At 49.3% G+C, this 26,615-nt stretch carries 21 protein-coding genes; 4 read left to right on the top strand and 17 right to left on the bottom strand.

Annotated elements, in window-relative coordinates; translation table 11 throughout:
- Positions 1-16: 16 nt before the first annotated feature.
- The 3 genes from B5F29_RS06630 to B5F29_RS06620 are packed head-to-tail and all read right to left on the bottom strand — an operon-like array spanning position 17 to position 3,046.
- Positions 17-499, bottom strand: coding sequence for a GNAT family N-acetyltransferase (locus tag B5F29_RS06630; RefSeq protein ID WP_162608373.1), 483 nt, complete (start codon positions 497-499; stop codon positions 17-19).
- Positions 500-520: 21 nt separating this feature from the next.
- Positions 521-1,567 carry a branched-chain amino acid aminotransferase gene (locus B5F29_RS06625; RefSeq protein WP_087153863.1) on the bottom strand — a complete coding sequence of 349 codons (1,047 nt, stop codon included), beginning with the start codon at positions 1,565-1,567 and terminating at the stop codon, positions 521-523.
- A 60-nt stretch (positions 1,568-1,627) separates the two neighbouring features.
- Positions 1,628-3,046, bottom strand: a complete 1,419-nt coding sequence (locus tag B5F29_RS06620; protein ID WP_206414181.1) for an alanine/glycine:cation symporter family protein — start codon at positions 3,044-3,046, stop codon at positions 1,628-1,630.
- Between the two features lie 158 nt (positions 3,047-3,204).
- Between B5F29_RS06620 and B5F29_RS06615 the strand changes: the two genes are divergently transcribed.
- Positions 3,205-4,089 carry a LysR family transcriptional regulator gene (locus B5F29_RS06615; RefSeq protein WP_162608372.1) on the top strand — a complete coding sequence of 295 codons (885 nt, stop codon included), beginning with the start codon at positions 3,205-3,207 and terminating at the stop codon, positions 4,087-4,089.
- A 49-nt stretch (positions 4,090-4,138) separates the two neighbouring features.
- Here B5F29_RS06615 and nifJ read toward each other — a convergent pair whose 3' ends face one another.
- Positions 4,139-7,681, bottom strand: coding sequence for a pyruvate:ferredoxin (flavodoxin) oxidoreductase (nifJ, locus tag B5F29_RS06610; RefSeq protein ID WP_087153861.1), 3,543 nt, complete (start codon positions 7,679-7,681; stop codon positions 4,139-4,141).
- Positions 7,682-8,074: 393 nt separating this feature from the next.
- Between nifJ and B5F29_RS06605 the strand changes: the two genes are divergently transcribed.
- Positions 8,075-9,127: an inorganic phosphate transporter gene (locus B5F29_RS06605; protein ID WP_087153860.1), complete on the top strand. Its 1,053-nt coding sequence runs from the start codon at positions 8,075-8,077 to the stop codon at positions 9,125-9,127.
- Between the two features lie 49 nt (positions 9,128-9,176).
- Positions 9,177-9,800 carry a DUF47 domain-containing protein gene (locus B5F29_RS06600; RefSeq protein WP_087153859.1) on the top strand — a complete coding sequence of 208 codons (624 nt, stop codon included), beginning with the start codon at positions 9,177-9,179 and terminating at the stop codon, positions 9,798-9,800.
- 73 nt (positions 9,801-9,873) lie between these two features.
- Here the strand turns inward: B5F29_RS06600 and dnaJ are convergent, their stop codons facing one another.
- The 13 genes from dnaJ to B5F29_RS06535 form a co-directional block, all read right to left on the bottom strand.
- The gene (gene dnaJ / locus B5F29_RS06595; RefSeq protein WP_087153858.1) at positions 9,874-11,046 is read right to left on the bottom strand and encodes a molecular chaperone DnaJ; all 1,173 of its coding nucleotides are present in this window, start codon (positions 11,044-11,046) and stop codon (positions 9,874-9,876) included.
- 74 nt (positions 11,047-11,120) lie between these two features.
- Positions 11,121-12,986, bottom strand: coding sequence for a molecular chaperone DnaK (gene dnaK / locus B5F29_RS06590; protein ID WP_087153857.1), 1,866 nt, complete (start codon positions 12,984-12,986; stop codon positions 11,121-11,123).
- Positions 12,987-13,012: 26 nt separating this feature from the next.
- Positions 13,013-13,639 carry a nucleotide exchange factor GrpE gene (grpE, locus tag B5F29_RS06585; RefSeq protein WP_087153945.1) on the bottom strand — a complete coding sequence of 209 codons (627 nt, stop codon included), beginning with the start codon at positions 13,637-13,639 and terminating at the stop codon, positions 13,013-13,015.
- A 41-nt stretch (positions 13,640-13,680) separates the two neighbouring features.
- Positions 13,681-14,703: a heat-inducible transcriptional repressor HrcA gene (gene hrcA / locus B5F29_RS06580; protein ID WP_087153856.1), complete on the bottom strand. Its 1,023-nt coding sequence runs from the start codon at positions 14,701-14,703 to the stop codon at positions 13,681-13,683.
- 113 nt (positions 14,704-14,816) lie between these two features.
- On the bottom strand, positions 14,817-15,665 hold the full coding sequence (locus B5F29_RS06575) for a tetratricopeptide repeat protein (protein WP_087153855.1): 849 nt from the start codon (positions 15,663-15,665) through the stop codon (positions 14,817-14,819).
- Positions 15,662-16,588, bottom strand: coding sequence for a glycosyltransferase (locus B5F29_RS06570; RefSeq protein ID WP_087153854.1), 927 nt, complete (start codon positions 16,586-16,588; stop codon positions 15,662-15,664). The genes B5F29_RS06575 and B5F29_RS06570 overlap by 4 nt, the downstream gene beginning before the upstream one ends.
- A gap of 50 nt (positions 16,589-16,638) precedes the next feature.
- A complete protein-coding gene (locus B5F29_RS06565) occupies positions 16,639-17,826 on the bottom strand; it encodes an LCP family protein (RefSeq protein WP_242955597.1) in 1,188 nt (395 codons plus the stop codon).
- Between the two features lie 21 nt (positions 17,827-17,847).
- On the bottom strand, positions 17,848-19,254 hold the full coding sequence (locus tag B5F29_RS06560; protein ID WP_087153943.1) for an undecaprenyl-phosphate glucose phosphotransferase: 1,407 nt from the start codon (positions 19,252-19,254) through the stop codon (positions 17,848-17,850).
- Between the two features lie 5 nt (positions 19,255-19,259).
- The gene (locus B5F29_RS06555) at positions 19,260-20,216 is read right to left on the bottom strand and encodes a glycosyltransferase family 2 protein (protein ID WP_087153853.1); all 957 of its coding nucleotides are present in this window, start codon (positions 20,214-20,216) and stop codon (positions 19,260-19,262) included.
- Positions 20,217-20,230: 14 nt separating this feature from the next.
- Positions 20,231-22,006 (bottom strand): glycosyltransferase, encoded by a 1,776-nt coding sequence (locus B5F29_RS06550; protein ID WP_087153852.1) that lies wholly within the window; start codon positions 22,004-22,006, stop codon positions 20,231-20,233.
- A gap of 24 nt (positions 22,007-22,030) precedes the next feature.
- Positions 22,031-22,705 (bottom strand): DUF4956 domain-containing protein, encoded by a 675-nt coding sequence (locus B5F29_RS06545; protein WP_087153851.1) that lies wholly within the window; start codon positions 22,703-22,705, stop codon positions 22,031-22,033.
- 15 nt (positions 22,706-22,720) lie between these two features.
- Positions 22,721-23,437, bottom strand: coding sequence for a polyphosphate polymerase domain-containing protein (locus tag B5F29_RS06540; RefSeq protein WP_087153850.1), 717 nt, complete (start codon positions 23,435-23,437; stop codon positions 22,721-22,723).
- Between the two features lie 32 nt (positions 23,438-23,469).
- Positions 23,470-25,077, bottom strand: a complete 1,608-nt coding sequence (locus tag B5F29_RS06535) for a CotH kinase family protein (RefSeq protein ID WP_087153849.1) — start codon at positions 25,075-25,077, stop codon at positions 23,470-23,472.
- A gap of 182 nt (positions 25,078-25,259) precedes the next feature.
- Between B5F29_RS06535 and B5F29_RS06530 the strand changes: the two genes are divergently transcribed.
- Positions 25,260-26,615, top strand: a complete 1,356-nt coding sequence (locus B5F29_RS06530; RefSeq protein WP_087153848.1) for a purple acid phosphatase family protein — start codon at positions 25,260-25,262, stop codon at positions 26,613-26,615.

Raw genomic sequence — 26,615 nt, 5'->3', positions numbered from 1 at the left:
ACCTTATCCCTTACAGTTATAGTCGCTTCATAAGCACCCATTCGTCGATCCCCTCTCGGATCAGATCCGGGATCAGGACGACAGGTTTAAAGCCTTTGCGCTGATAAAGCGCTTTCGCTCTCGGGTTGAAGTGAGATACGCAGATGAAACATTTGTCAAAACCCGTCTGCTCGCAAATCTTCTGAAAGACATCGATCAGACGGCTTCCAATCGCCTGTTTTCGGTAACCGTCCTTCACACCCAGCAGGGCAAGATAAGGGAATTCGCCAAACATTCCTTTCAGTTCATAGACCATGACGCCCACGATCTCACCCGAACCGATCCTGGCAGCGATCACGCGGCCCGCATCCAAAGACTCGTACAGCATCTCTTTGAGGAACTCCGTACCTTTAAAATACCGGTCGTAAAGAGTACTGTTTTCAAACACCTTTGCACATTCATCCCGCATGTCCGGCGTGGCCTGCACAAAACGGACATTTCGTTCGTATTTCAGCGACATTCCCATTTCCTCCACAGATGATTACAGAATCTCCTTAATCCATCCTTCCGGTGCTTCGATGCGGCCCATCTGGATACCGGTCAGGGTATCGTACAGTTTCTTGGTAACCGGTCCCATATCCTCCATGCCGCTGGGCAGGCAGATCTCTTCGTCATGATCCACAATCTTTCCTACCGGAGAGATCACGGCAGCGGTTCCGCACAGACCGCATTCCGCGAAATCTTTCAGCTCTTCTTTCGCGATCGGGCGTTCTTCCACTTCCAGACCCAGGTAATCTTTTGCCACCACCATCAGAGAGCGGCGGGTAATAGATGGAAGGATGCTGTTGGACTTAGGCGTCACGACTTTTCCGTCCTTCGTGACAAAGATAAAGTTCGCTCCTCCGGTCTCCTCCACATATTTTCTGGACGCCGGATCCAGGTACATATTCTCATCATAGCCCTTGTTATGCGCGTCTACAATATTATGAAGGCTCATAGCATAGTTCAGGCCGGCTTTAATATCTCCGGTTCCATGAGGAGCCGCGCGGTCCACATCCGACACACGGATCGTGATCGGTTTTACTCCGCCCTTGAAGTACGGCCCCACCGGAGTCGTAAACACGCGGAACTGATATTCGTTCGCCGGTTTCACGCCGATGATCGAATCAATTCCGAACATGAACGGGCGGATATACAGCGTCGCCCCGCTTCCGTAAGGAGGAACATACGCCGCGTTTGCCTTTACGGTCTGCACGACAGCGTCTACAAATTTATCCTGCGGATATACCGGCATCTCCAGCCGTCTGCAGGAATCTTCCATACGCTGCGCGTTCAGATCCGGACGGAATGTAACAATCCTGCCGTCTTCCGTCGTATAAGCTTTCATTCCTTCAAAACAGGTCTGCGCGTACTGAAGCACGCACGCGCACTCGCTCATGGTGATCATCGGGTCGTCGACCAGCGCGCCCTCGTCCCATGCTCCGTTTTTGTAATTGGCGACAAATCTCTTATCTGTATCTACATAATTAAAACCGAGACTGCCCCAGTCAATGTTCTTTTTTTCCATCCTGACTGCTTCCTTTCCCATTGCATTTTTGTGTCTGCGATGACTTATTTTGTTTCATCATACGCCTTTCCCAAAAATGTGTCAAGATCTCCTGGTTTTCTCGTAATCTTTCAAGGAAGCGACCGCTTCGGACGCAAGGGGCAGGATCGCCGTCATGTTAAAAATCGTCATCAGCCCCACGCCTACATCTCCAAGATCCCATACAAACGTATAAGCGGCCAGGCCTCCCACAAACAGCATCACCAACGCAAACACCTTATAAACGATCTGAGCGTTCCATCGGTCTCCGAACAGGTAGGCCACATTAGATCTCGCGTAAAACAGAATACCGATAAATGTGGAAAAACTGAACAGCCACAGGATCAGCGCGACGAATATGACTCCCGCTTCTCCCAGATGATGATTCATGGCCGCCTGGAGAAGATCCATTCCGGAAAGTCCGCTTGTCAGCTCTTCGGGAGCCAGCAGCATAATCATGGCCGTACAGCTGCAGATCAGAATCGTATCAATGAACACGCCCAAAGCCTGCAGAAGTCCTTCTTTTGCCGGATGGCTGATATCCGCAGCAGCAGCCGCGCAGGGCGCGGATCCTGATCCCGCCTCATTGGAAAAAAGTCCCCTTTTCGCACCGTTCATGATCACGGCTCCCAGACCGCCGGCCGCAGCCTGACGGATTCCGAACGCTTCCGCAAAGATTCTCTGGAAAACAGAGGGGAGCAGCCCTGCATTCTTTACGATGATGAATACTGTGACCAGCAGATATAGAAGAGCCATAACCGGGACCATAATATCCAGGACCTTTACCGTGGCATTTTTTCTCAGTACAATCACTGCGGCCACAACCACCAGAGCTACCGTCGTGTAAAGCGGCGGAATCCGAAAGGCGTTTTCAAAGGCGGAGGAGACAGAATTCCCGATCACCTGGCTGATTCCTCCCCAGCAGATGAGTCCCGACAGCGCGAACAATACGGCAATCACCGGTTTCCTTCCCTTTCCGTTCTTTCTTTCGTAAAATCGGCCAATATAATAAGCGGGGCCGCCCCGCCAGCCTCCATACAGCGGATCCTTTTCCTTATAAATCTGTGCCAGAGTAGCTTCCACAAAAGCTGTCGACGACCCCACCAGAGCTGTGATCCACATCCAGAACACGGCTCCAGCGCCGCCGGCAGAGATTGCCGCCACCACTCCTACCAGATTCCCCATCCCCACGCGGGTGGCAGTGGAGACAATCAGCGCCTGAACTCCCGAGATCGCCCCTTCCTGAGATACGTTTTTCTTCTCGGCTGTAATTCTCAGCATTTCCGGAAACAGCCGGACCGGAAGAACTCTGGTCCGCACGGTAAAATAGATACCGGCGGGGATCAGAATCATCACCAGCAAGGATAATCCCAGCGTACTTCCTCCCGGCAGAGGAATCGTGATCAGATCTCCCCATAAAAGATTATACACCGTCCGTATCACTGCCACAGACAAATGTCCCAATGATTCTATAATATTCATTTTTATGGCCCTCTCTTCCCCACAAAGCCATTCTCCGGATCTGTCTCCGGAAAACTGCTTGTATTCTATCTTTCTGTAGTATATAGTAGAAAATACAATCTGTAAAATCAATAAACAAAATGAATAGAATTGATTTTTTCGATATCAAGGAGATATTTATGGACACAAAAAATTTGTCTACCTTTATTCAGGTGGCTGAATTGAGCAGCTTTACCAAAGCCGCGGAAAAACTGGGTTTTTCCCAGTCCACAGTATCCTTTCAGATCAAACAGCTGGAGTCGGAGCTTGACACCCGTCTGTTCGACCGTTTCAACCACACCGTCGTCCTGACAGAAAAAGGAAAGGAAGTGCTGCAGTACGCTCACCAGATTCTTCAGTTTACGCAGAAAATGACCGCCGATACGCAGATGCCGAAAATCATATCCGGACACGTACGCCTTGCCATGGCCGACTCTCTGTGCCATTCACTTTTATCAGATAATTTTTGCCGCTTCAGAAAACAGTACCCCGGCATTACATTAAAAATTACCGCAGCAGAAACAGAAGAGATGTTTCGTCTCCTCAAACAGAACGAAACCGATCTGGTGCTGACACTGGACAGCCATATTTATAACACGGAATACATAATCGCAAAAGAGGAGAGAATCCCTATGCATTTTGTGGCATCCCCGAGATTTCCCGCGGCTATGCAATCTCCCTGTTCTGTCCGGGAACTGGCAGGCCAGCCGTTCATTCTGACAGAAAAGGGGATGAGCTATCGAAGATTATTGGATGAGAAACTGGCAGAACGCTCTCTGGAAATCCGTCCCATATTAGAAATCGGCAGTACAGATCTCATCTGTTACCTGGTAGAACAGGGAACCGGCATCTCCTTTCTCCCAGATTTTGTAACCGCCAAAAGAATTAAAGAAGGCAGACTTGTCTATGTTCAGACAGAAGATCTGGATATAGATGTATGGAAACAACTGTTGTATCATCGTGATAAATGGGTTTCGGCGCAGATGAAATCTGTGCTGGAATACTGCATAAATAAAGAATTTTAAAAAACAGGAGGCGGCATCTGCCGCCTCCGTGTTTTATATGTCAGAATAATTATTCTGCTCCATAGAGAGATTTCAACTTGTTCAGATAGCTGTATCTTGCTTTTGCTTCGCTCTCGTTCTTCGCAAAGAGTTTTGCAGCTCTTTCCGGATTTGCACGTTTCAGAGAATTGTAACGCACCTCTCCGTCCAGGAACTCCTGATAATCGCCGGTCGGTTCCTTGGAATCCAGGGAGAACGCATCCTTGCCTTCTGCCGCCAGTGCCGGGTTGAAGCGGAAGCAATGCCAGTAACCAGCCTTAACTGCCAGCTCTTCCTCTGTCTGAGCTTTCGCCATACCCTTCTTGATACCATGGTTGATACACGGAGCATAAGCGATGATCAGGGACGGTCCCGGATATGCCTCTGCCTCTGCGATCGCCTTCACGCACTGATTGAAGTCAGCGCCCATGGAGATCTGTGCCACATATACGTAACCATAGCTCATAGCGATGGAAGCCAGGTCTTTCTTCTTCACATCCTTACCGCCTGCAGCGAACTGAGCGACTGCGCCGGTCGGCGTTGCCTTGGAAGCCTGTCCGCCCGTATTGGAGTAAACCTCGGTATCAAATACCATTACATTGATATCTTTACCGGATGCCAGAACATGGTCCACGCCGCCGAATCCGATATCGTATGCCCATCCGTCGCCGCCGAATACCCACTGGGACTTCTTAGCGAGGAATTCTTTCTGTTTCAGGATCTCCTGAGCTTTTTCACAGCCGCATGCTTCCAGAGCAGCTACCAGCTTGTCCGTAGCCGTTCCGTTGGTAGCGCCTACTCCGTAGGTGTCCAGCCATTCCTGACCAGCTGCCGCCACATCAGCGTTGCCGGAATTTGCAACCAAGTCTTCTACTTTCGCTTTCAGACCGCCGCGGACTGCATCCTGTGCCAGCAGCATACCGTAACCAAACTCAGCCGCATCCTCGAACAGAGAATTGGACCATGCCGGGCCCTGTCCCTTCTGGTTCACAGTGTACGGAGTGGACGGTGAAGAGTTGCCCCAGATGGAAGAGCATCCGGTTGCGTTTGCGATATACATTCTGTCACCAAACAGCTGGGTGATCAGTTTTGCGTAAGGAGTCTCGCCGCAGCCCGCGCATGCGCCTGAGAACTCAAGCAGCGGGGTCTTGAACTGAGATCCTTTGACTGTCGTCTCTTTGAATTTTGCAATTACATCTGCTTTCTCCGGCAGGGTAACGGCATAGTCGAATCCAACCTGAACGCCCTGGTTTGCTTCCATGTTGGCCATCTCGATTGCCTTCGCGCCCTTCTTGCCCGGGCAGACGTTCACGCAGGAACCGCATCCGGTACAATCCAGCGCGGATACCACGATTGCAAACTTCTTGTCCGGCATTCCGGTCATATCCATCATCTGCATTCCTTCCGGAGCTGCAGCCGCTTCTTCTGCGGTCATAGCAACCGGGCGAATAACAGCGTGCGGGCAGACATAAGAACATCTGTTACACTGGATACAGTTCTCCGGATTCCAGATCGGGATATTGACTGCAATACCGCGTTTCTCATATGCGGATGTTCCGGACGGAGTCGTACCGTCTACATAATCCATGAACGCGGATACCGGCAGGCTGTTGCCTTCCTGAGCGGATACTTTTGCCTGGATGTTGTTTACAAAATCCACTGCATCTTTTCTTCCGCCCTCTGCATGGGTCATATCCAGTCCTTCGTCAGCTGCATTCTTCCAGCTTTCCGGAACCTGAACCTCTACTACTTCTTTTGCACCGGCATCGATTGCAGCCCAGTTCTTCTGAACCACATCGTCACCCTTACGTCCGTAAGTTGCTTTTGCAGCGGCTTTCATCAGTTCGATCGCTTTATCCTCCGGGATAATGCCGGTCAGTTTGAAGAACGCGGACTGCAGGATGGTGTTGATACGGGTCGGGCCCATGCCGGTTTCAATACCGATCTTCACACCGTCAATCGTATAGAATTTGATATTGTGGTTTGCAATAAATGCTTTCACCTGTCCCGGAAGGTGCTTCTCCAGTCCTTCCATATCCCACGGGCAGTTCAGAAGGAAGGTTCCTCCGTCTACCAGTTCCTGCACCATGTTGTACTTGCGGATGTAGGACGGATTGTGGCATGCCACAAAGTCTGCCTTGTGGATCAGGTATGTAGATTTGATCGGCTTCTTACCGAAACGAAGGTGGGACATGGTCACACCGCCGGACTTCTTGGAGTCATAATCGAAGTAAGCCTGTGCATACATGTCGGTATTGTCGCCGATGATCTTGATGGAGTTCTTGTTTGCTCCAACCGTACCGTCTGCTCCCAGACCCCAGAACTTGCAGTTGGTAGTTCCTTCCGGAGTCGTAACCAGCGGAGCGCCGGTCTCCAGAGACAGGTTGGTTACATCGTCCACGATACCGATCGTGAATTTCTGTTTCGTTGTATTATTATATACGGCCACGATCTGTGCAGGAGTCGTATCCTTGGAACCCAGTCCGTAACGTCCGGTGAATACCGGCGTGTCATGGAACTTCGTTCCTTTCAGCGCAGCTACCACATCCAGGTACAGCGGCTCGCCAAGAGCGCCCGGCTCTTTCGTCCTGTCAAGAACCGTAATCTGCTTTACAGTCTCCGGAATGGCTGCAACCAGAGCCTCTGCGCAGAACGGTCTGTAAAGACGTACTTTTACAACGCCGACCTTTTCGCCTGCTGCCATCAAGTAGTCAATGGTTTCTTCAATCGTATCGCATACAGAACCCATGGCGATGATCACTCTGTCAGCGTCAGCGGCTCCGTAATAGTTGAACAGCTTATAATCCGTACCGATCTTCGCATTTACCTTGTCCATGTATTCCTGAACAATCGCCGGCATAGCGTCGTAATACTGGTTGCATGCCTCGCGTGCCTGGAAGAAGATATCCGGGTTCTGAGCAGATCCTCTCTCTACCGGATGGTTCGGATTCAGCGCGTCTTTTCTGAACGCGTCGATGGCATCCATATCCACCATATCTTTCAGGTCTTCGTAATCCCAGGTCTCGATCTTCTGGATCTCATGGGAAGTACGGAATCCATCGAAGAAGTTGATGAACGGAAGGCGTCCTTTGATTGCCGCACAGTGTGCAACCGGGGTCAGGTCCATAACTTCCTGAACACTGGATTCGCAGAGCATTGCAGCTCCGGTCTGACGACAGGCATACACATCGGAGTGATCGCCGAAAATCGACAGAGCATGGCTTGCAAGCGCACGTGCAGATACGTTGAATACGCCCGGAAGTCTCTCACCAGCAACCTTGTACAGGTTCGGGATCATCAGAAGAAGACCCTGGGAAGCTGTGAACGTGGTCGTAAGAGCCCCTGCTGCCAGAGAACCGTGCACGGCTCCTGCTGCGCCCGCCTCGGACTGCATCTCAGTTACATGAACCGTCTGTCCGAAGATATTGGTTCTTCCCTGAGTCGCCCATTCATCAGTTGCTTCTGCCATAACGGATGAAGGTGTGATAGGATAGATTGCTGCCACGTCAGAATACGCATATGACGCATGAGCGGCTGCATGATTACCATCCATGGTTTTCATTTTTCTAGCCATTTTTGTAATTCCTCCTTGTACAAATCAATAAGACCCTTTTATATTAATTTAGTTCTTATCATTCGGATTCATTCTATCACATCTTATGGAGAATGTCCATTTTGTATTTGACTTTTTTGTAGTCATTTTACCTGAATTTTACAAAAATTTTTCACAAGTATTGACTCTGCGCCAAATAGATGATAGCATGATGGCGCTGGGATAAGTGGTGGAGTCTGTCATAGGAAGAATATATCTTCCTATTTATTCGCAGTAAACAGGTGCTTTCGGGAATGTTTTGTGATTTCCCTTGATTGCAGGGCGGAACCTACCGGAGGTCCCGCCTTTTTTCTGTCTTTTGGGGAATAATAAAGACAAAATCTAAAGTAAAAGGATTATACACAGGTAAAAATTATGGACGTATCATTTTCGTACTTTATTCACGGCATGGCGGCTAATCCCATGCTTCTCATCACAGTCCTTCTCACGTTGGGAGTCATCTTTGTCAACGGATGGACCGACGCTCCCAACGCCATCGCCACCTGCGTCACAACCCGCTGCATGAAGCCGCGTTCGGCAATTCTCATGAGCGCGGTGTTCAATTTTCTCGGCGTACTGGTCATGACTCACATCAACAGTTCCGTAGCCTCTACGATCAGCAACATGGTAGATTTCGGCGGGAACACCGGAAATGCGCTGATCGCCTTATGTGCGGCACTTTTTTCTATTGTTGTATACAGTGTGGGCGCTTCTTACTTCGGTATTCCCACCAGTGAAAGCCACAGCCTGATTGCCGGTCTGACAGGAGCCGCAATCGCCGTACAGAACAGCATCAGCGGCGTCAATATGAACGAATGGGTAAAGGTGCTCTATGGTCTGGTGCTCAGTCTTGCTCTGGGCTTTATAAGCGGCTGGGTGATCTGCAAATTGCTCTCTCTGATCTGCTCCGGGCTGGACAGACGCAAAACAAACGGCTTCTTTACCGGTGCTCAGATTTTCGGAGCGGCGGCCATGAGCTTTATGCATGGTGCTCAGGATGGCCAGAAATTCATTGGAGTCCTTTTTCTGGGAGTAGCCTTCTGCAATGGGCAGAACAGTGTGGCTGGAGCCACTATTCCTGTCTGGCTTATGCTGCTGTGCAGTACGGTCATGGGTATCGGAACCAGCGTAGGCGGCGAAAAAATAATTAAATCTGTGGGAATGGATATGGTAAAACTGGAAAAATACCAGGGATTCTCTGCAGACTTGTCGGCAGCCTTCTGCCTCCTGCTTTCCAGCCTCTTTGGTATTCCGGTATCTACTACCCACACCAAGACCAGCGCAATCATGGGCGTTGGAGCGGTAAAAAGGATTTCTGCCATCAATTTCGGAGTAGTAAAAGATATGATGCTTACCTGGATCTTTACTTTTCCCGGATGCGGTCTGATCAGTTTCCTGATGGCAAAATTGTTCATGTTTATTTTCTGATTTCCGCAATGGGATCAGAGATTATTTACAATATGAAAAGGAGATTTCTATGTCAAAGAAACAAGATTCTTTCTATTTTGAAAATTTCAAATCCTGCACAGAGCATGCCTGCAGAGCCGCTCATCTTCTGGACGAGACCATGCGCAGATTCGATCCGGACTCCATGGAGCAGTGCATTGAAGAAATGCACCGGATAGAACACGGCGCAGACGAAAAAAAACATGAGATCCTGAATGTGCTGGCAAAAGCCTTTATCACTCCTATCGACCGGGAAGACATCCTTCTGCTCAGCCAGAGTATCGACGATATGGTTGACAAAATAGAGGATGTACTTCTCAGGATCTACTGCAACAACGTACAGAGCATCCGGCCGGAGGCACTGGCAGTTATGGATGTCATCGTTCGCTGCTGTGAAGAAGTTCAGCGCCTGATCGAAGAATTTCCGAACTTCCGGAGGTCCAAGGCCCTCCGTGAACATATCATCCACGTCAACACCATGGAAGAAGAAGCCGATCAGCTGTTCATTACCAATCTGCATCAGCTCCACACCACCTGCACTGATCCGATCGAGATCATCAGCTGGCGTGAAATCTATATCTACCTGGAGCATTGCGCAGACGCCTGCGAACAGGTGGCCGGAGTAGTCGAGAGCGTCGTGATAAAAAATACGTAAAACAAACCGGTACAAGGATTAACGGAACCCCTTATCCTTGTACCGGTTTAATATTTATCCCATCCAGAGATTTTTATAAATCCTCCAGATTTTCTTTCAGTTTATCCATAAAGCCTTTTTTCTTCGGCTTTCCTCCCCCGCTCTTCTGATTCAGGGAATTATCATTCGCCATATCATAGTTTCTCAGGGCTTCCTTAGCAGCGTGGCTCAGGTTTGTGGGCACTTCCACCACCAGCGTGACATAATGATCGCCGCGCACACTCTTATTGCGCAGAGACGGCATGCCTTTGCCCTTCAGGCGAACACGGGTATCTGTCTGCGTACCGGCCTTTACGTCGTACTCCACTTCTCCGTCTACCGTCCTGATTCGGATCGTGCCGCCCAAAGCTGCTACCGGGAAACTGATCGGCACTGTGGAATAGATATCCATATCCTGTCTCTGGAAAATCGGATGACGGGAAACCAGGACTTCCACCAGAAGATCTCCTCTCGGGCCTCCGTTGATGCCCGGCTCTCCTTTCCCGCGGATCCGGATACTCTGCCCATTGTCGATACCTGCCGGAATCGTAACGGCAATCTTCTTTTTACTGGAAACATATCCCGTACCATAGCAATCCGGGCACTTATCCTTGATAATCTTTCCTGTACCATTACAGTCCGGACATGTGCGCACATTCTGCACCATTCCGAAAAGAGACTGCTGGGTATAAACCACCTGGCCCTTTCCGCCGCATTTAGGACATGTCTGAGGAGAAGTTCCCGGCTTCGCGCCGGTACCATGACAAGTGCCGCACTCATCTTTCAGCACCAGTTCCAGTTCTTTATCGCAGCCTTTCACCGCTTCCTCAAATGTAATCCTTACGCTGGCGCGCAAATTTGCGCCCTGCATAGGACCGTTGTTTGATCTGCGGCTTCTTCCGCCGCCAAAAATATCTCCGAAGATATCTCCGAAAATATCTCCCATATCCGCACCGTTAAAATCAAAGCCTCCAAAACCGCCTCCTCCGGCGCCCTGATCAAATGCCGCATGACCAAACTGATCATATTTACGCCTTTTTTCCGGATCGCTCAGTACCGCATAGGCTTCCGATGCCTCTTTGAACTTCTGTTCCGCTTCTTTATCTCCCGGATTCACATCCGGATGGTATTTTTTTGCCAGTTTTCTGTATGCACTCTTGATGGCGGCTTCATCGGCGTTTCGGTCCACACCGAGGACCTCATAATAATCTCTTTTCGTCTCTGCCATAATCTTCTACCCTTCCACGCAGGAATGCAGGCATGCCGCGCATGCCTGCCTCCCGCAATTCCACCTGTCTCTTTTTATACTTCTCTGTAGTCGCCGTCAACCACATCATCCGCAGGACCGCTCTGACTCTGTCCTGCACCGCCCATATCCGGGCCTGCTCCCTGAGCGCCTCCCTGAGTCTGCTCGTACATTTTCTGGAACAGTTTCTGCGCCGCGTTCATCAGATCTTCTCTGCCGGATTTCAGCGCATCCAGATCCGCATCGGAGATATCTGTCTGATTAGCCGTACGCTCTACTACTGCTTTCAATGAATTCAGTTTCTCTTCTACTGCAGATTTGTCTGCGGGATCCAACTTATCGCCGGCCTCTTCCAGCGCTTTCTCCGTCTGGAATACCATAGCGTCCGCGTCGTTTCTCGCGTCGATCGCCTCTTTACGTTTCTTATCCTGCGCTTCATATTCGGCAGCTTCTTTCACCGCCTTATCAATATCCGCCTCAGACATATTAGATCCTGCGGTAATCGTAATATGCTGTTCTTTTCCGGTCCCCAGATCTTTTGCGGATACATTCACGATGCCGTTTGCATCGATATCAAAAGTAACCTCGATCTGCGGAACGCCTCTTCTTGCAGGCGGGATACCGTCCAGACGGAACTGTCCGAGAGATTTATTATCTTTCGCAAACTGTCTCTCGCCCTGTACCACGTTAATATCCACCGCCGTCTGATTATCGGCCGCAGTAGAGAATATCTGGCTCTTTCTGGTCGGAATCGTAGTATTTCTCTCGATCAGACGGGTCGCGATGCCGCCCATGGTCTCGATAGACAGAGACAGCGGAGTTACATCCAGCAGAAGGATGTCGCCGGCACCGGCGTCTCCTGCCAGTTTACCGCCCTGGATAGCCGCTCCGATTGCCACGCACTCATCCGGATTCAGAGTCTTGCTGGGTTCATGTCCTGTCAGCTGTTTTACTTTGTCCTGTACTGCCGGCACACGGGTAGATCCGCCTACCAGAAGCACTTTGCCGAGCTCAGACGGAGTAATGCCTGCGTCGCGAAGCGCCGCCTGCACCGGATTCGCGGTGCGTTCTACCAGATCATGAGTCAGCTCGTCAAATTTTGCCCTTGTAAGATTCATGTCAAAATGCAGCGGTCCGTCAGCATTCATACTGATGAAAGGCAGGTTAATATTGGTGCTGGTCGCTGTGGAAAGCTCTTTCTTTGCTTTCTCAGCCGCCTCTTTCAGACGCTGCAGAGCCATCTTGTCATTGGAAAGATCTACACCGTTCAGTTTCTTGAATTCGGAAATCATCCAATCCGTAACTTTCTGGTCGAAATCGTCACCTCCCAGATGGTTGTCACCTGCTGTCGCAAGCACTTCGATCACGCCGTCGCCGATCTCTATGATAGATACATCAAATGTACCGCCGCCCAGGTCGTATACCATAATCTTCTGCTCTTTCTCATTATCCAGACCATATGCCAGAGCTGCTGCCGTCGGCTCGTTGATAATACGTTTTACATCCAGACCGGCGATCTTTCCTGCATCTTTGGTAGCCTGTCTCTGGGCATCGTTGAAATATGCCGGAACTGTGATAACCGCCTCCGTCACTTTTTCTCCCAGATAGTTTTCTGCATCCGCTTTCAGCTTCTGCAGAATCATTGCGGAAATCTCCTGAGGAGAGTATTTTTTGCCTTCAATCTCCACTTTATAGTCAGTTCCCATATGTCTCTTGATGGAAGAAATTGTCTTTTCCGCATTGGTCACTGCCTGACGCTTTGCCGGTTCGCCTACCAGCCGCTCGCCGGTCTTGGTAAACGCCACGATAGACGGTGTTGTTCTCGCACCTTCCGTATTGGTGATAACCGTCGGTTTTCCGCCTTCCATAACAGCTACACATGAGTTCGTAGTTCCTAAGTCAATACCAATAATCTTGCTCATTTCATTTTCCTCCTGTATCTGAATTGTTAATTTGCAACTTTTACCATGCTGTGCCGCAGCACTGCATCTTTATATTTATAACCCTTCTGGAATTCCTCGACGATCATATTCTCGCCTGTTTCTTCATCTTCCACATGCATCACTGCGTTGTGGAGCTGGGGATCAAATTCCTGGCCTACCGTTTCGATAGGGGTTACGCCCAAATCTGTCAGAACCGCAACAAGCTGCTTGTAGATCTTATCCATGCCGCTTGCAACAGGTCCGTCTTTTTCTTCCTCCGGAATACTCTTGAGACCTCTCTCAAAATTATCAACCACCGGAAGTATCTTTTCGATCACGTCCCTGGCTCCTACCGTATACATCTGCGTCTTTTCACGCTCCGTGCGGTTCCGGAAATTTTCAAACTCCGCCAGCTGGCGCTTCAGCTTGTCAGTCAGCTCCGCGATCTGTTCATCTTTTTTATCCTTTTTTTCTTTTTTCTTAAAGAAGCCTTTTTTCTCATTCTGCGCGCCGTTCTCCGGCTCATCCCCGGACTCTGACGCCTCTTCTTCTGAAACCTGCGTTTCTTCTGCCTTTTCCGTCTCCGCCTCTTCCGCGGAGGCCTCCGGTACGGTTTCTCCCGCCATATCTTCTGCTTTCTCTTCCGGATTCATTTCCTGTTTCTTATCTTTTTCTTCCACGTCTATCCACCTTTCTATTTATGGAACACCTCATCCAATTGTTCCATCATGGTTTTTAGTGCGTTCATGACATTTTCGTAATCCATCCGCTTCGGCCCTATGATGCCTACGGTTCCCTGCAGGCCCTGACCGATCTCATATGTGGCGGTCACCACGCTGCAGTCTTTCATGCTCTGAACCGGGGTCTCATTTCCAATATATACATGAATCCCCTTATCTTCACTGTTCAATGTCTCGTTGACCAGTTCCACCAGATTCTGCTTCTCCTCCAGTGTCTTGATCAGTTCGCTGGCTTTTCCATTGTCACTCAGTTCCGGATAACGGAAAATGTTGGTGGCGCCCCCGGTGTAGATTTCCATGCCTTCATCCGCATGGATAACTTCCGCTACAGCGTCTACCACGTCGCTGATCAGATTGCTGTGAATACCTGCCTGCTCCTTCATGGCGGAAATCATCTGAAGGTTGATCTCTTCAACTGTCTTGCCATTCATCACCGTATTTAAAAGGATATTCAGCTTCAACAGCGTTTCCTCGTCCAGTGCCTCATCCGCCGGCAGCAGTTTATTTCGGATCACATTTCCTTCCGCCACAATCACCGCCAGTATCTGGTTCTCATCCACTCTGGAAAGCTGAATGAACTTCAGCTTATTGCGATGATACTGAGGAGTAGAAATCATTGTCGCGTAATTCGTGTTGGTGGCAAGCACTTTTACGATCTGCTTCAGCACCTGCTCCATCCGGTCCGTTCTCTGGATCATCAGTTCCTTGAACTCAGTGACTTCCTGGTCTTTTTCCTGGATAAGCCGGTCCACATACAGACGGTATCCTTTATCGGAAGGGATACGTCCGGCTGACGTATGCGGCTGGATAATATATCCCATTTCCTCCAGATCGGACATCTCGTTACGGATCGTAGCCGAACTCAGCTTCAGATCTGAGTATTTGGAAATGGTCCTGGAACCGACCGGTTCCCCGGTCTCCATATAATTCTGAATGATCGCCTGAAGGATCTTGATCTTTCTCTCATCCAGTTCCATGTCCTCACCCCTTCTTCAGTACTGTTAGCACTCGTCATTCAAGAGTGCTAACATTTACTGTATTTAAAATAGCACCCCGTAGGGTGCTTTGTCAAGATGTTTTTCAAATAATTTTACCGGGTTTTCAAAAATACATATTCCCGTGCCGCGCCCTCATCATCCGGGTAGCTTTCCAGATAACTTTCCATCTTTACCTTCGCGGTGGCAAAATCACCCATCTGTTCATATACCGCGATTTCATAGCTTAACAGTTCCTGCAGGCTTTCAGAGTCTCCCAGCGCGATTCCATCCTGTATCACAGACAATGCGCTCTCATAATCTCCCTGATCCATCTGATAGGAAGCCACCTTTGCATAGATATCCGGATGATCCGTATGTTCTTCCAGATAACTCTGGTACAGGGTTACCGCATAATCTTTATTGCCCATCTGCCAGTAAAGTTCACCCTGCCAGTAAAGAGACTCCTGCTCTCCATTCTCATACGCCTGTTCCAAATAATCCTTCGCACCGTTATAGTCTTCCATGTAATAGGAAAGCCGTCCCAGCGTAATCAGATCCTTTGAGGAGGTCATATCTTTTGCCGCCTGAAAATCTGCGTTTGCGGCTTCCGTGTCGCCGGCCGCTTTGTATATCAACCCGCGGGTCAGATACATCTCCGCGCTTTTCTTCAGATCCAGTACCGCCGTACATGTGTCTGCAGCTCCCTGCAGATCCCCCGCATGATACTGGGCTGCCGCTTTATAGGACGCAATGTCCAGTTCCAGATTCCCCGCGCGCATGCCCGCCAGCGACAGCGCTTCATTATAGGATGCAATCGCGCTCTCGTAGTCTCCGGACAGTGCCTGATCCATACCCTGGCTCCGAAGCGTCATCTGCTGTTCCAGTGTTTCCTGATCTTTTCCGCATCCGCCGATCCCCAATACACATACACATGCCAGCGCTGCCGCGTATCTTTTTCTCATCTTCGTTCCTCCTGCCAGAATGTGGGGTTCATCGTACACCACAGAATCATCTTTCTCGGAAGCTGCCCGTATCTCTGTCCCAGCTTATAACCCAGATATTTTCCCGCGCTCTGGGATAATACCTGAAAGCAAAGCCAGGGCTTTCCTATCTGCAGACAATGTTTCATACTCATTTTCACCAGGCGAATCCCCTCTGATTCTGACCGGATTCCTCCAAATATCTCCGGATGCATGGTCTGCGACACCGCCAGGTCAAAATTTCTGTGAAACTGCTGCAGCGCGCTGTAATTATGGGAATGAATCACTTTTGCGTCTGCGCAGTAAGCGATCAGACCTCCTTTACGAATCAGATGTCCCGCCAGGATCATGTCCTCATTAAAAATCGTTTTTTTCTCAAAACCGCCCAGTTCCAGATATCGGTCCCTTCGCCACGCGGCGCACACGTTAGAGCAGAAAAACGTCTTGATACCCAGAGTTCCCAGATCAGCGGCGCCTTTTATCCTGCTTTCTTCCGGATAGTTAAAACTCCTGGTATAACGTTCCACTTCCCGGCAGTCTTTCGCAGGAAGCTGTCTCCCGTACGTGGCCCACACCTGCGGATCCGAAAAAGGCTTCAGAAGATTCTCTATCAGATGAGCATCCGCCGGCAAAGCGTCCTGGGTCATACATATTACCACATCCGCCTTAGACAGCCGGATTCCGCGATCTCTGGTTCCACCGTGATCAAATTCCTCTTTGCGGAGATGATGAATCTCAACGTCTTCATATTTTCCTTCCAGTCCTGGCGGAAAATACTGCTTTCCGGTATTCATCAGAATTATCTTCCGTGCCGGACAGGTCTGAGTATGCAGCTGTTCCAGAAGTATCTCCAGACGATTTCCCGGACGATATACGGGAATCAGCACATCTGCTTCCAATCTCATAATCTCTTCCTTTTTACAAAAGGCGAGGGGAGTCTCCCCTCGCCACATTTTTATTCTTCAGCAGCGCTTCCGCCTGCATCCGCGCTCGTGTCTTCTTCTACATCATATCCTGTATCCGAAACAATCTGATCGGAAATATCCTGTACCTGCTGAGACGGAGTATATCCGTCGTTTCCGAACAGGTACTCATGGAGCTGGATCACATTGCTCTCCAGATTTACCGGAATTACACAGGATCCCTTTCCGCTGATAGTACCGGTCTCACGGTCGAAGGGGAATCCTACTGTATCCACGATGTCATATTCCAGAAGCTGAGGAGCCATCTCCAGAAGCTGACCATTGGTATAGTTGGTTGCCACCATCGGGAAAACTGCGTTGATAATATCATTAATCTCGGTAATATCCGCTTCTTTCGCCTTATTGGCAATTTCAAGGATTACCTCACGCTGACGCTCTGTTCTCTTGAAGTCATCACCCGCGGTATAACGGATACGGCAGTAAGAAGTCGCCTGTACTCCATCCAGCAGCTGATATCCTGTCTCCGTCAGCTTCTCGGTCTCTACGCCCGTAACCTCGGAAGTTTCTACTGTGTAATTATTCAGATGCTCAATCTCAGATTCGTCTACGTCAATCATGATGCCGCCCAGCAGATCCACAGTCTCTGTCAGTGCCGCAAAATCTACGCTCACATAATACTGGATGTCCAGATCCAGATTGCGGTTCAGCATGTTGACAGCCTGATCCGGACCTCCTGCGGAATATGCGCCGTTTGCCTTATTATATCTGCCATTGGTCAAATCCAGATAAGTATCTCTGTACACAGATACCAGCTTCACTTCTTTGGTATCATTATTGATACTTGCGATAATCATCGTATCACTTCGGTTTCCTTTGCCCAGCTGTCCTGCTTCTCTGGTATCCAAACCGAACAGGGCGATATTGGTATAGCCAGACATGGTCTGCTGCGCTTCTTCGCTGAGTCCCTCATTTACCTCTATGCCGCCTTCCGCCTGCTGAGGTTCCTGCAGCTTATCCATCTGCCATACCACATAAAATCCGATCAGCAATGCGAGTAAAGCTACAATCTCCACGCCAAAAATGATCATGCGTTTTTTCTTCTGAGCCGCTTTTTTCCTGGAAACCTTTCTTCTCTTCCCGGAAGCTGCAGGTGCCGCCGATTCGCTTCGTTTGGACGCGCTCTTCCTTGAGCTTGGTCTTTTCATCGTTTCTTTTGCCATAATTCATCCTTTCTACGCCTGTTAATAAGCATTCTTATTTACAAAGCCTTTGAAGAACGTCAGGAACAGGATTTTGATATCCAGGCCCAGTGTCCAGTTCTCAATATAATACAGGTCGTACTCAATGCGTTTTTTAATCGATGTATCTCCCCGGTAACCGTTTACCTGAGCCCATCCAGTAAGCCCCGGACGAACCTGATGTTTTACCATATACCGAGGGATTTCCTCCCGGAATTTTTCCACGAAGAACGGGCGTTCCGGACGCGGCCCCACCAGACTCATATCCCCTTTCAGGATATTAAACAGCTGGGGCAGCTCGTCAATACTGGTGCGCCGGATAATCTTCCCGACTTTGGTCACACGGGGATCATTCCGGACCGTCCATGCCTTTCGCTCGGCCTTCGGAGACTGTACTTCCATGGAACGAAACTTATACATCTGAAAAATCTGGTTATGGAGCCCTACACGCTCCTGTTTATATATCAGCGGCCCTTTCGAGGTAGTCTTTACCAGGATGGCCGTAACCAGCATAACCGGTGAAAAAATAATAATCGCGATGATCGCGCCGATGATATCCATCGTGCGCTTGCAGATCATATTGAACGTGTTCGTCAGAGGAACATGCCGGATATTGACAACCGGAAGCCCGAGAAGGTCTTCCGTATAAGGTCTGGTCGGTATAATATCATTATAATCCGGAACAAATTTTGTATGCACGCCTGACTTTTCACAGATGGCCACAATTCGCTTCAGCTTATAATACTCCTGAAGGCTCAGCGTCAGAGCGATCTCATCCAGACGGTTGTTCTCCAGGATTTCCTCCAACCCGTCAGTCGTCCCCAGCACCGGAACTCCTTTATATTTATAACCGATCTCTTTATTATCGTCCAAAATCCCCTGTATCCGGTATCCCCACTGTGGATTGGCGAAGATCCGGTCAATGAAGCCCTCGGCAGCGCTGCTGTATCCCACAAAGATAATATGCCGAAGATTGAATCCGCTTCGGCGCATCTTGCGCAGCAGCATACGGATCAGCCATCGGACCTCCACTTCCAGCAGAATATTAATTCCGTAGAAATAAAACAGCATGGTTCTGGAGTAATCTTTTCCATAATAATGATCTCTGCCCAGAAACAGCAGGCCCATGATCACCAGCAGGCCGAATGTATTCGCCTTGATGATATTTCCTGCTTCCAGACGCCGTCCCTGCACCCGTTTGGGCGTATACAGATTGAATGCAAGATACAGCACCAGATACAGCGGTACGATCCCGATCAAAGCATAACAATATTGGACAAAGGTAAGTCCAAGAGGGTCTCTCAGCAAGATAAACTTACACACCCATGCCAGCAGATATGAGATGGTAATCACTGCCGCATCGATGATCACATGAAGCCGGTTAAAATATTTTTGATTATCTTTAATCAAAATCCTCACCCTAAAAGCAGCATATTCTTCCAGAGATCCAGTTGGATTCTGACATAATGAGGAAGGTTTTCCGTACGGAATCTTATCTTTCTGTCCGGATGCTCCCGGCACAGAGCAATTCCGCGTTTCAGCCCCTCTCTGTAATCCTTCCCGAATCCCTTCTTAACAAAGTACAAATACTTCACAAGAAATCCGGCGCACAAGAACGGCAGATTCAGAATCACCTGTAAAATAGGCATATTCTTATAAATCAAATAGACGTTGTTGCCCGCCGAATGAATCACTTTAAAGCGATTATGCCGGGAACCGCTGGTCGCGCTCCCCACATGATACACTTCCGCCTCCGGAACATACCAGTGATAAAAACCATGGATCCTCGCCCTGTATGACAGATCCATATCTTCCAGATACGCAAAATGTGCATCGTCAAAGCCTCCCAGGCGTTCCAGATCTTCCTTCCGGTAGATCGCCGCTCCGGCGCAGGAAGAAAAAATACGCTGCCCCGCCGTATAACGGGAGGAAGGCTTTCCTTTCCCCCGGGCATATGCCCAGCCAAGCGCACAGTAAAAATCACCCGCGTTGTCCAGGAGCTCCCGGTTCTGATACTGAAGCATCCTGGCCGCACAGGAAAACCTCCTGCGGTCTGCCCGGATCGCCTTCAGAAGATGCAGGGCAAAATCCGGCTTCACTTCCGTATCGTTATTTAATAATATGACATAAGGGCTCTTTGCCGCAGCGATTCCTTCATTAACCGCCCGGCAGAATCCGTAATTCTGTTCCAGACAGATCAATCTTACATCCGGATAATGATTTCGGATAAAATCCTGACTGCCGTCTGAAGAGCCATTGTCTACCACTATAATTTCCGGGGATATCCCCGTCTGCCCAGATACCGTACGCAGACAGGCATCCAGATATGAGATCCCGTTAAAATTGGGGATCACAACTGTCACGTCCCACATGCGCCGACCTCTCTTCACTCTGTCTCCCGGATCCGGTAATCCGGGCTCTCCAGAGACAGATTACAGTTATAAAACCGGTCCGGCTCCAGCAGCAAATCTTTCCACTTTTTTTCAAAGACCGCAGCAGAACGGCTGCCTTTCTTTTTTCTGGCCCGGTAATTCTGTTCCACCAGAAATACACCGGGTTCGTAAATATTATGAAATCCCAGCGTCTCCAGTTTCAGGCACAGATCCACATCCTTCAGGCGGTCTTCCACATCCTGGGAAAATCCTCCTGCTTCCAGAAAACATTCTTTCTTCACCATCATCGCCTTGGATGATACCGCATGACAGTTCTGCTGAAGCACCGCTTTATGAAAATATCCGGTGTAGCCGAATTTAAGGCCTTCAAAAGCGTCTCCCACCAGTCCTCCAAGTCCCAGAATTCTGGCTCCGCACTTAAGCCTGTAACTGCTGTCATAGACCCTGCCTCCCACAGCCCCTGTCCCGGGCCGCTGCGCATCCCCAAGGAATGTTTCCAGAAATCCTCTGGATATCCGGTCGATCCTGCCTTCCAGAAACAACAGAAACTCACTGTCCAGCTTCTCTGCGAGTCTGGAAAATGTTACAAATTTATTACAGGCACTAGTACAATATACTACTTTTATCGCGGTTTGTCTATGTTCTTTTATAAAATTCAGAATAATTTTATTTTTTTCCGGATTATCCAGCAGCAAAAGGATCTCGTAATTTGTATAGGTGCGGCTTTTGGACAAAGCTTTCATAAACTGTTTCAGTCCGGCAACCGCGGGTACATCCATCACTATGATACTGACCTTCGGCACAGCATCCAACGCGTAATTGATCCGGTAAAATCCCGGATCAGACAGAGCCTCCACTTCTCCCTGAAGTCCCATACGGCTCAAATGACTCTCCAGAGCTCTTTTCCCGGCTTCATAGGCATACAGCTTACTTTCCGGATTCACAGCCGTGGAAGAGGGATGGCACCGCCAATGATAAAGTATTTTGGAAATATGCCCTATTTTCTCTGTCTTTTCACAGCACCGCAGGATAAAATCATAATCCTGCGCTCCGTCATACTCTTCCAGATACAAGCCCGCCGCTTCGGCCAGCTGCTTCCGGACTATCAGGAAATGACAGATATAATTATTGGTGCGCAGCAGCTCAAAATTGAAGTCCGGTTTAAAATGCGGCTGAAAATAGGTGCCGGAATCCGGGCTCACTTTATCTTCATCCGTATAAACCATATCCGCATCCGGATGATCCTGCAGCCATCTGACCACTTCAAACAAGGCATGCTCTTCCAGGATATCGTCATGATCCAAAAACGCAATATACTCTCCGGACGCCATCGCTGCCGCCGCATTGGTGTTTCCGGCTATTCCTTTATTCTCCGGAAGCCTTTCATAGCGGATTCTGGAATCCTGCTTCAGATATCCCCGGATGACACGCTCCGCGCCGTCGTCTCCAACGCTTCCATCCGCCAGACAGAGTTCCAGATTGCTGTAGGTCTGAGACAATACAGACTCTATCATTTCACGCAAAAACGCCTCCGGTGTGCAGTATACCGGAACCACAATACTGATCAGAGGATTCCACGAAAAAAGGTGTTCTCTCTGGAGTTCCTTTTCACTGTCCGCGGGACGTTTGTCCAGCATCCACTGCTGATATCCCCTCTCCATCCGGTTCCTTTCCAGACGTTCCCTGGCTTTCAGGTACAGTTTTGCCATACCATATTTCTTCACATACTGATAACCACGTTTTGTGTTTACCAAACTGACTTTTTTCATAAATGACCGTGTCTTTCTGTAAAATTAGAAGGTAACTTCTCCGTCATGCGCGATCAGCGACGCGGATATCATTCCTTCCATAGACGCCACTTCTGATACCAGTCCGCTTTCGTCCTTCACCCGAAGCTCCACCACCATATCCAGACGGCCTTTGGATAAATTTCTGGACTTCACTTTATAAGATTTGGCATACCTGCCGACCACATCCAGGATTTCCTTCTCTCCGTCTGTCTTTTCACTGTTCAACACCAGAATCATGGGAGCTTTCGCCACCGGCAGGAGATCCAGAACCAGGATAAAAATTGTCACCGCCACAGATGTAACCAGGGCGACTTCATAAAGCCCGGCGCCGCAGATAATGCCGATGCTGATCGCCCAGAACAGAAATACCAGATCCATGGGATCTTTTACCGCAGTACGGAAACGGATAATGGACAGCGCGCCGACCATACCAAGAGAGATTACCAGGTTGGACTGCATGGCCAGAATAATGGCGGCAGTAATCAACGCCATGGCTGACAGAGAAATATTAAAGCTTTTTGAATAGAACACCTTCCTCGTCACCAGACGGTAGATGAAAAAGATGTACAGGGCCAGAAGCCCTGTGACGACCAGCGTCGCCATGATCTTCCCGGTTGTGATATCCATGCTTGTGAACCCTTCCAGGAACGAATTTTTAAATACGTCTTGAAATCCCATCTTATGTATTCTCCTTTATAAATTATATTTTCTGCAAAGATAATATTTGGAAAAGGCAGTCTGCCTCAGATTCTCCATCTGTATGGTACGGTAAATATAATCCGGAAGGAACTCATCATATTTCACTTCCAGGATATGCTGTCCTGCCGGCAGAATCGGCCTGCAGGGAACATTTTCATCCAGAAAAAGGTCTGCCCGTCCGGAAGCGCGGATATTCTCATCCAAGGTAATCCTCACATTTCCCAGAGCATAGACATAAGGTGTTCTGTCATACTCAACGATCACTTTCGGCCGCATCAGTCTGGTTTTCATCAGAAGGCACAGCTTCTGAAATACTGCCGGAGCGTCTTTTCCCGGTTCCGGGATCTCTCCCGCCATCATGGTCCTGCACTGCTCTTCTGTGATCCTGCAGGAAATCTTCTGTGTCTTTCCTCTTACTTTTTTTTTCAGTTCCAGCGAAATCCGGTCTGCGCTGTGATTATAGATCCGGATGCGAAACTTCTCTCTCGGATCTGTCCCGGCTTCATTCTCCATCATATACCGGTCCTCAAAATCATCAAAATACAGACTTCGTATATTATAGACACCGTCCTTTCCCACATGCGGATCCAGCGGAATCAGCCCCGCAATCCTCCCCTGAATGATCTTCAGCTGTCCCAGAGAACACAGATATTTAAATTCATGCCGGTATTGATTTTCCTTTTTGGAAGGGTCAAATATACTCGGCTCCATCCTATCACTCCCATTCTGTTTTTATTAGTGTTTCACTCCTGCATCCATTTATCCAGAAAATCCAGCCTTTTTTCCATATATGCTTCCATGGATTCGTAATCTCCGTCATGGCGGCTGTCCGGCCATCTGGCCGCATCTCTGGCAAAAGCTCCGGAATCCTGCACCTGATGAATACATTCATCCATCCATGCCTTCATATTCTCTTCCGCCAGGACCCCGGAACGCAGCTCTTCCCACCGCGCGGCAATCTTTTCTCTCAGGCCTCCCACATTCAGGGCAAGCAGCCGGTCTACCAGCGGCCATTCCAGATATTCCTCCGCTGTCTCCGGTGCCGATACTACATATAAATCTTCCGCGCTGTCCTTGTAAATATTTCCCCAGCTAAGATCCGTGTCCCAGGGTACCAGATACAGCCGATACCCATCGCTTTCTTTTTTAAACGCAAAAAACATATTTTTATATATATTGTCTTCTCCGTACAGCAGCTGCAGATAAATCCAGATATCCGCGACATTATCCATATCCAGAAGAGCTTCGGCCTCCTCCTCAAATGTCTCGTCATCCGCCTCACACATTTCTATAAAACGGCGCAGGCACTGCCAGTCTTCACTGGTCCCGGCTCCGTCCTTTCCTTTGATCTCCATGCCGAGTACCGTCAGATACTCTTCCGGTTCGGCGCTGTCCAAAGCCTCTGTAGTCAGTTCTCTTCCGAATGTCCTTTTATAAAGGTATTCCTGATCCGAGATATCCAGCTGGGAACTGTCGATCGGTTCCAGAATCCCGTACAGCCCTCTGTACTCACCATTGACTACCAGCTCCGCATATTCCATATGCGTGCCGAAGTGAGCGTCATACGGCGTGTTCTCCGCGCCGAACTGATTCCAAAGTTCTGTATTAAACTTGTCGCGTATCTTGGTCCCATCGCTGTATATCGCATAAAAAATCCACGAATCTGAATTTCGCATTCCCAGAACCGGCTGTTCATTCTCATTTATCACACCGGTGGAAGTAACAGAGATCAGATTTACCCGATATCCCTTCTTGGGATAAGCTCTGGTCGTCTGCCCCCGCTCATGCGCCTGGAACACAGAATACAGCGTCCAGTCCTCTTGCCCGCAGGCCTCATAAAAAGTAATACCACCTGCGAACACCGTGTCCACATCCAGATCCGCGTCCGTATCGATCTTCACTACCGGCAGTCCGGTGAAGACTACATAGACTACGCTTCCCGCATTTTCTGATTCCTTCCACGCAAGAAACGGGACGACACAACCGTCCGCCACCGTTGTTTTCTTGTCCAATGTAGTATAGTCCTGAAGAGGAAAGATTTTGATTTCTCCTCCGGCATCCGAAAAAGCCCCCGCCTCCCAGCGTTCATCATCCATGTCCACCGGAAGATACCAGGTCAGGCTCTCCCGGTCACATGCCAGTTCCTGTCCCCGAAAACAGAGCCTGATCTGCGATGTATCCAGTGCTCCCTTTACCGTTTCCTGCAGCTTGAGCCCCTGACGCACCTCGCCTGCCAGCGCCCCGGCCTCCAGCGTCTCCGGCTCATATGCCGGAGCGGAATAAAATACGAAAAAAAAGAAGAAGCCGATGAATAATAAAATGCTGCCCAGCAATGCCATCTTTTTTTTCATTCTGTTTCTCCTGTCATGATTTAGGTTACATTATAACAGTTTTCCCGCCAATACGCAAACAATATCCCGTGCGGATTCTGCCCATATCATAAATTTTGTATAAATTTTTCCGTTTTTTCTATTAAATCCGCCTGTTTTCCTGTATACTAAGGCCACAGACTTTAGAGGAGGAAATAAAACGCATGAAAAAACGCCTGTTTTTACTAAGTTTATTACTCTTGCTGTCGGCCGTTCCCGGCTGCGGAAACCGGCAGCAGGACTCGGAAAATACTGACGCTGCGGCAGAGGAAGAAGAAACACCCCCTGCTCCGGGAGAAGAGACCTGGGGGACTGCGCCTGACTATTCTGCCGCTTTAATCAGCACCACTCCTGTCCGCTATCTCTCCGTCACCGTAGGCAGCACAGAAGAAGAAGTAAACCTGACCTGGTTCTCCCCTTCCGAATCAGCCGGATCCGTCTACTGGACTTCTCCGGATGATACAGAATTTGCAAACGCATCCGTATTCACCGCCGAAGTTACTCCTTCGGAGACCATATCCGGCTACTATATCAACCGGGCGACCGTCACCGGTCTTACCCCGGAGAGCGAGTATCTCTATCAGGTAGGCAATGAAGAGGGGATGTCTCCTTCTTACAGCTATACGACGCCGGCATTTTCGGATACCTTCCGCTTCACAGCCGTAGGAGACGCCCAGATTGGCAAACCGGTGGAAGAAGTGGATAATCAGAAGACCAACTGGAAACGAGTCCTGAATAAAATCAAATATCATTTTCCCGACACCAGTTTCCTGGTATCATTAGGCGACCAGGTCAATGACTATAACGATACGGAACAATACAACGCATTTATGAATCAGGGAGTGCTCTACAGCCTGTCTCTGGCTCCATTGAAAGGAAATCATGAGATCGGAGGCTCCCAGTTTTCTGAGCATTATACCTTTCCCAATCTGTCGTCCTATGGCACCTGCGATGACGAAGGAGACGGCGATTACTGGTTTACCAGAGGGAATGCGCTCTTTCTGGTTCTTGATATGATGGATCCTGCCAAGCTGGGCGAGCACAAAGAATTTATCGCTTCTGCCGTCGAGGCCAATCCGGATACCCGCTGGAGAATTGTATTCTCTCATTACTCGCCATATAACGGATATGAGGATTATCTGGAAAACGCTCAGCTCATACGGCCGTATTTTCTGGATTTTACCAGTGAATATGACATCGATCTGGTCCTGTGCGGCCATGACCACGCTTATATGCGTTCCTACTTTATCCAGGCGGACGGCAGCTATGTGGAATACGACAGCCCCGCAGTAGATCCGGAAGGAACGATGTATATGACTCTGAGCTCTTCCAGCGGAAGCATGTACCGGAGGCTTACCGACCAGGCAGAGGCAGCCGTCTCCAGGAAATGCGATACGCCGGAGGTAACGGATATACAGATTACTCCTGATACACTGACCGTCAGCACCTACAATGCCGAAACCTGGGAGCTCAACGATACCTTTGAGATTCAGAAAACTTCAGAACAGGCAGCGCCCTGA

Origin of the sequence: Lachnoclostridium sp. An196 (genome assembly GCF_002160135.1) — a bacterium.
Classification (GTDB): Bacteria; Bacillota; Clostridia; order Lachnospirales; family Lachnospiraceae; genus Hominiventricola; species Hominiventricola avistercoris.
This window is presented reverse-complemented; position numbering and strand designations above follow the sequence as displayed.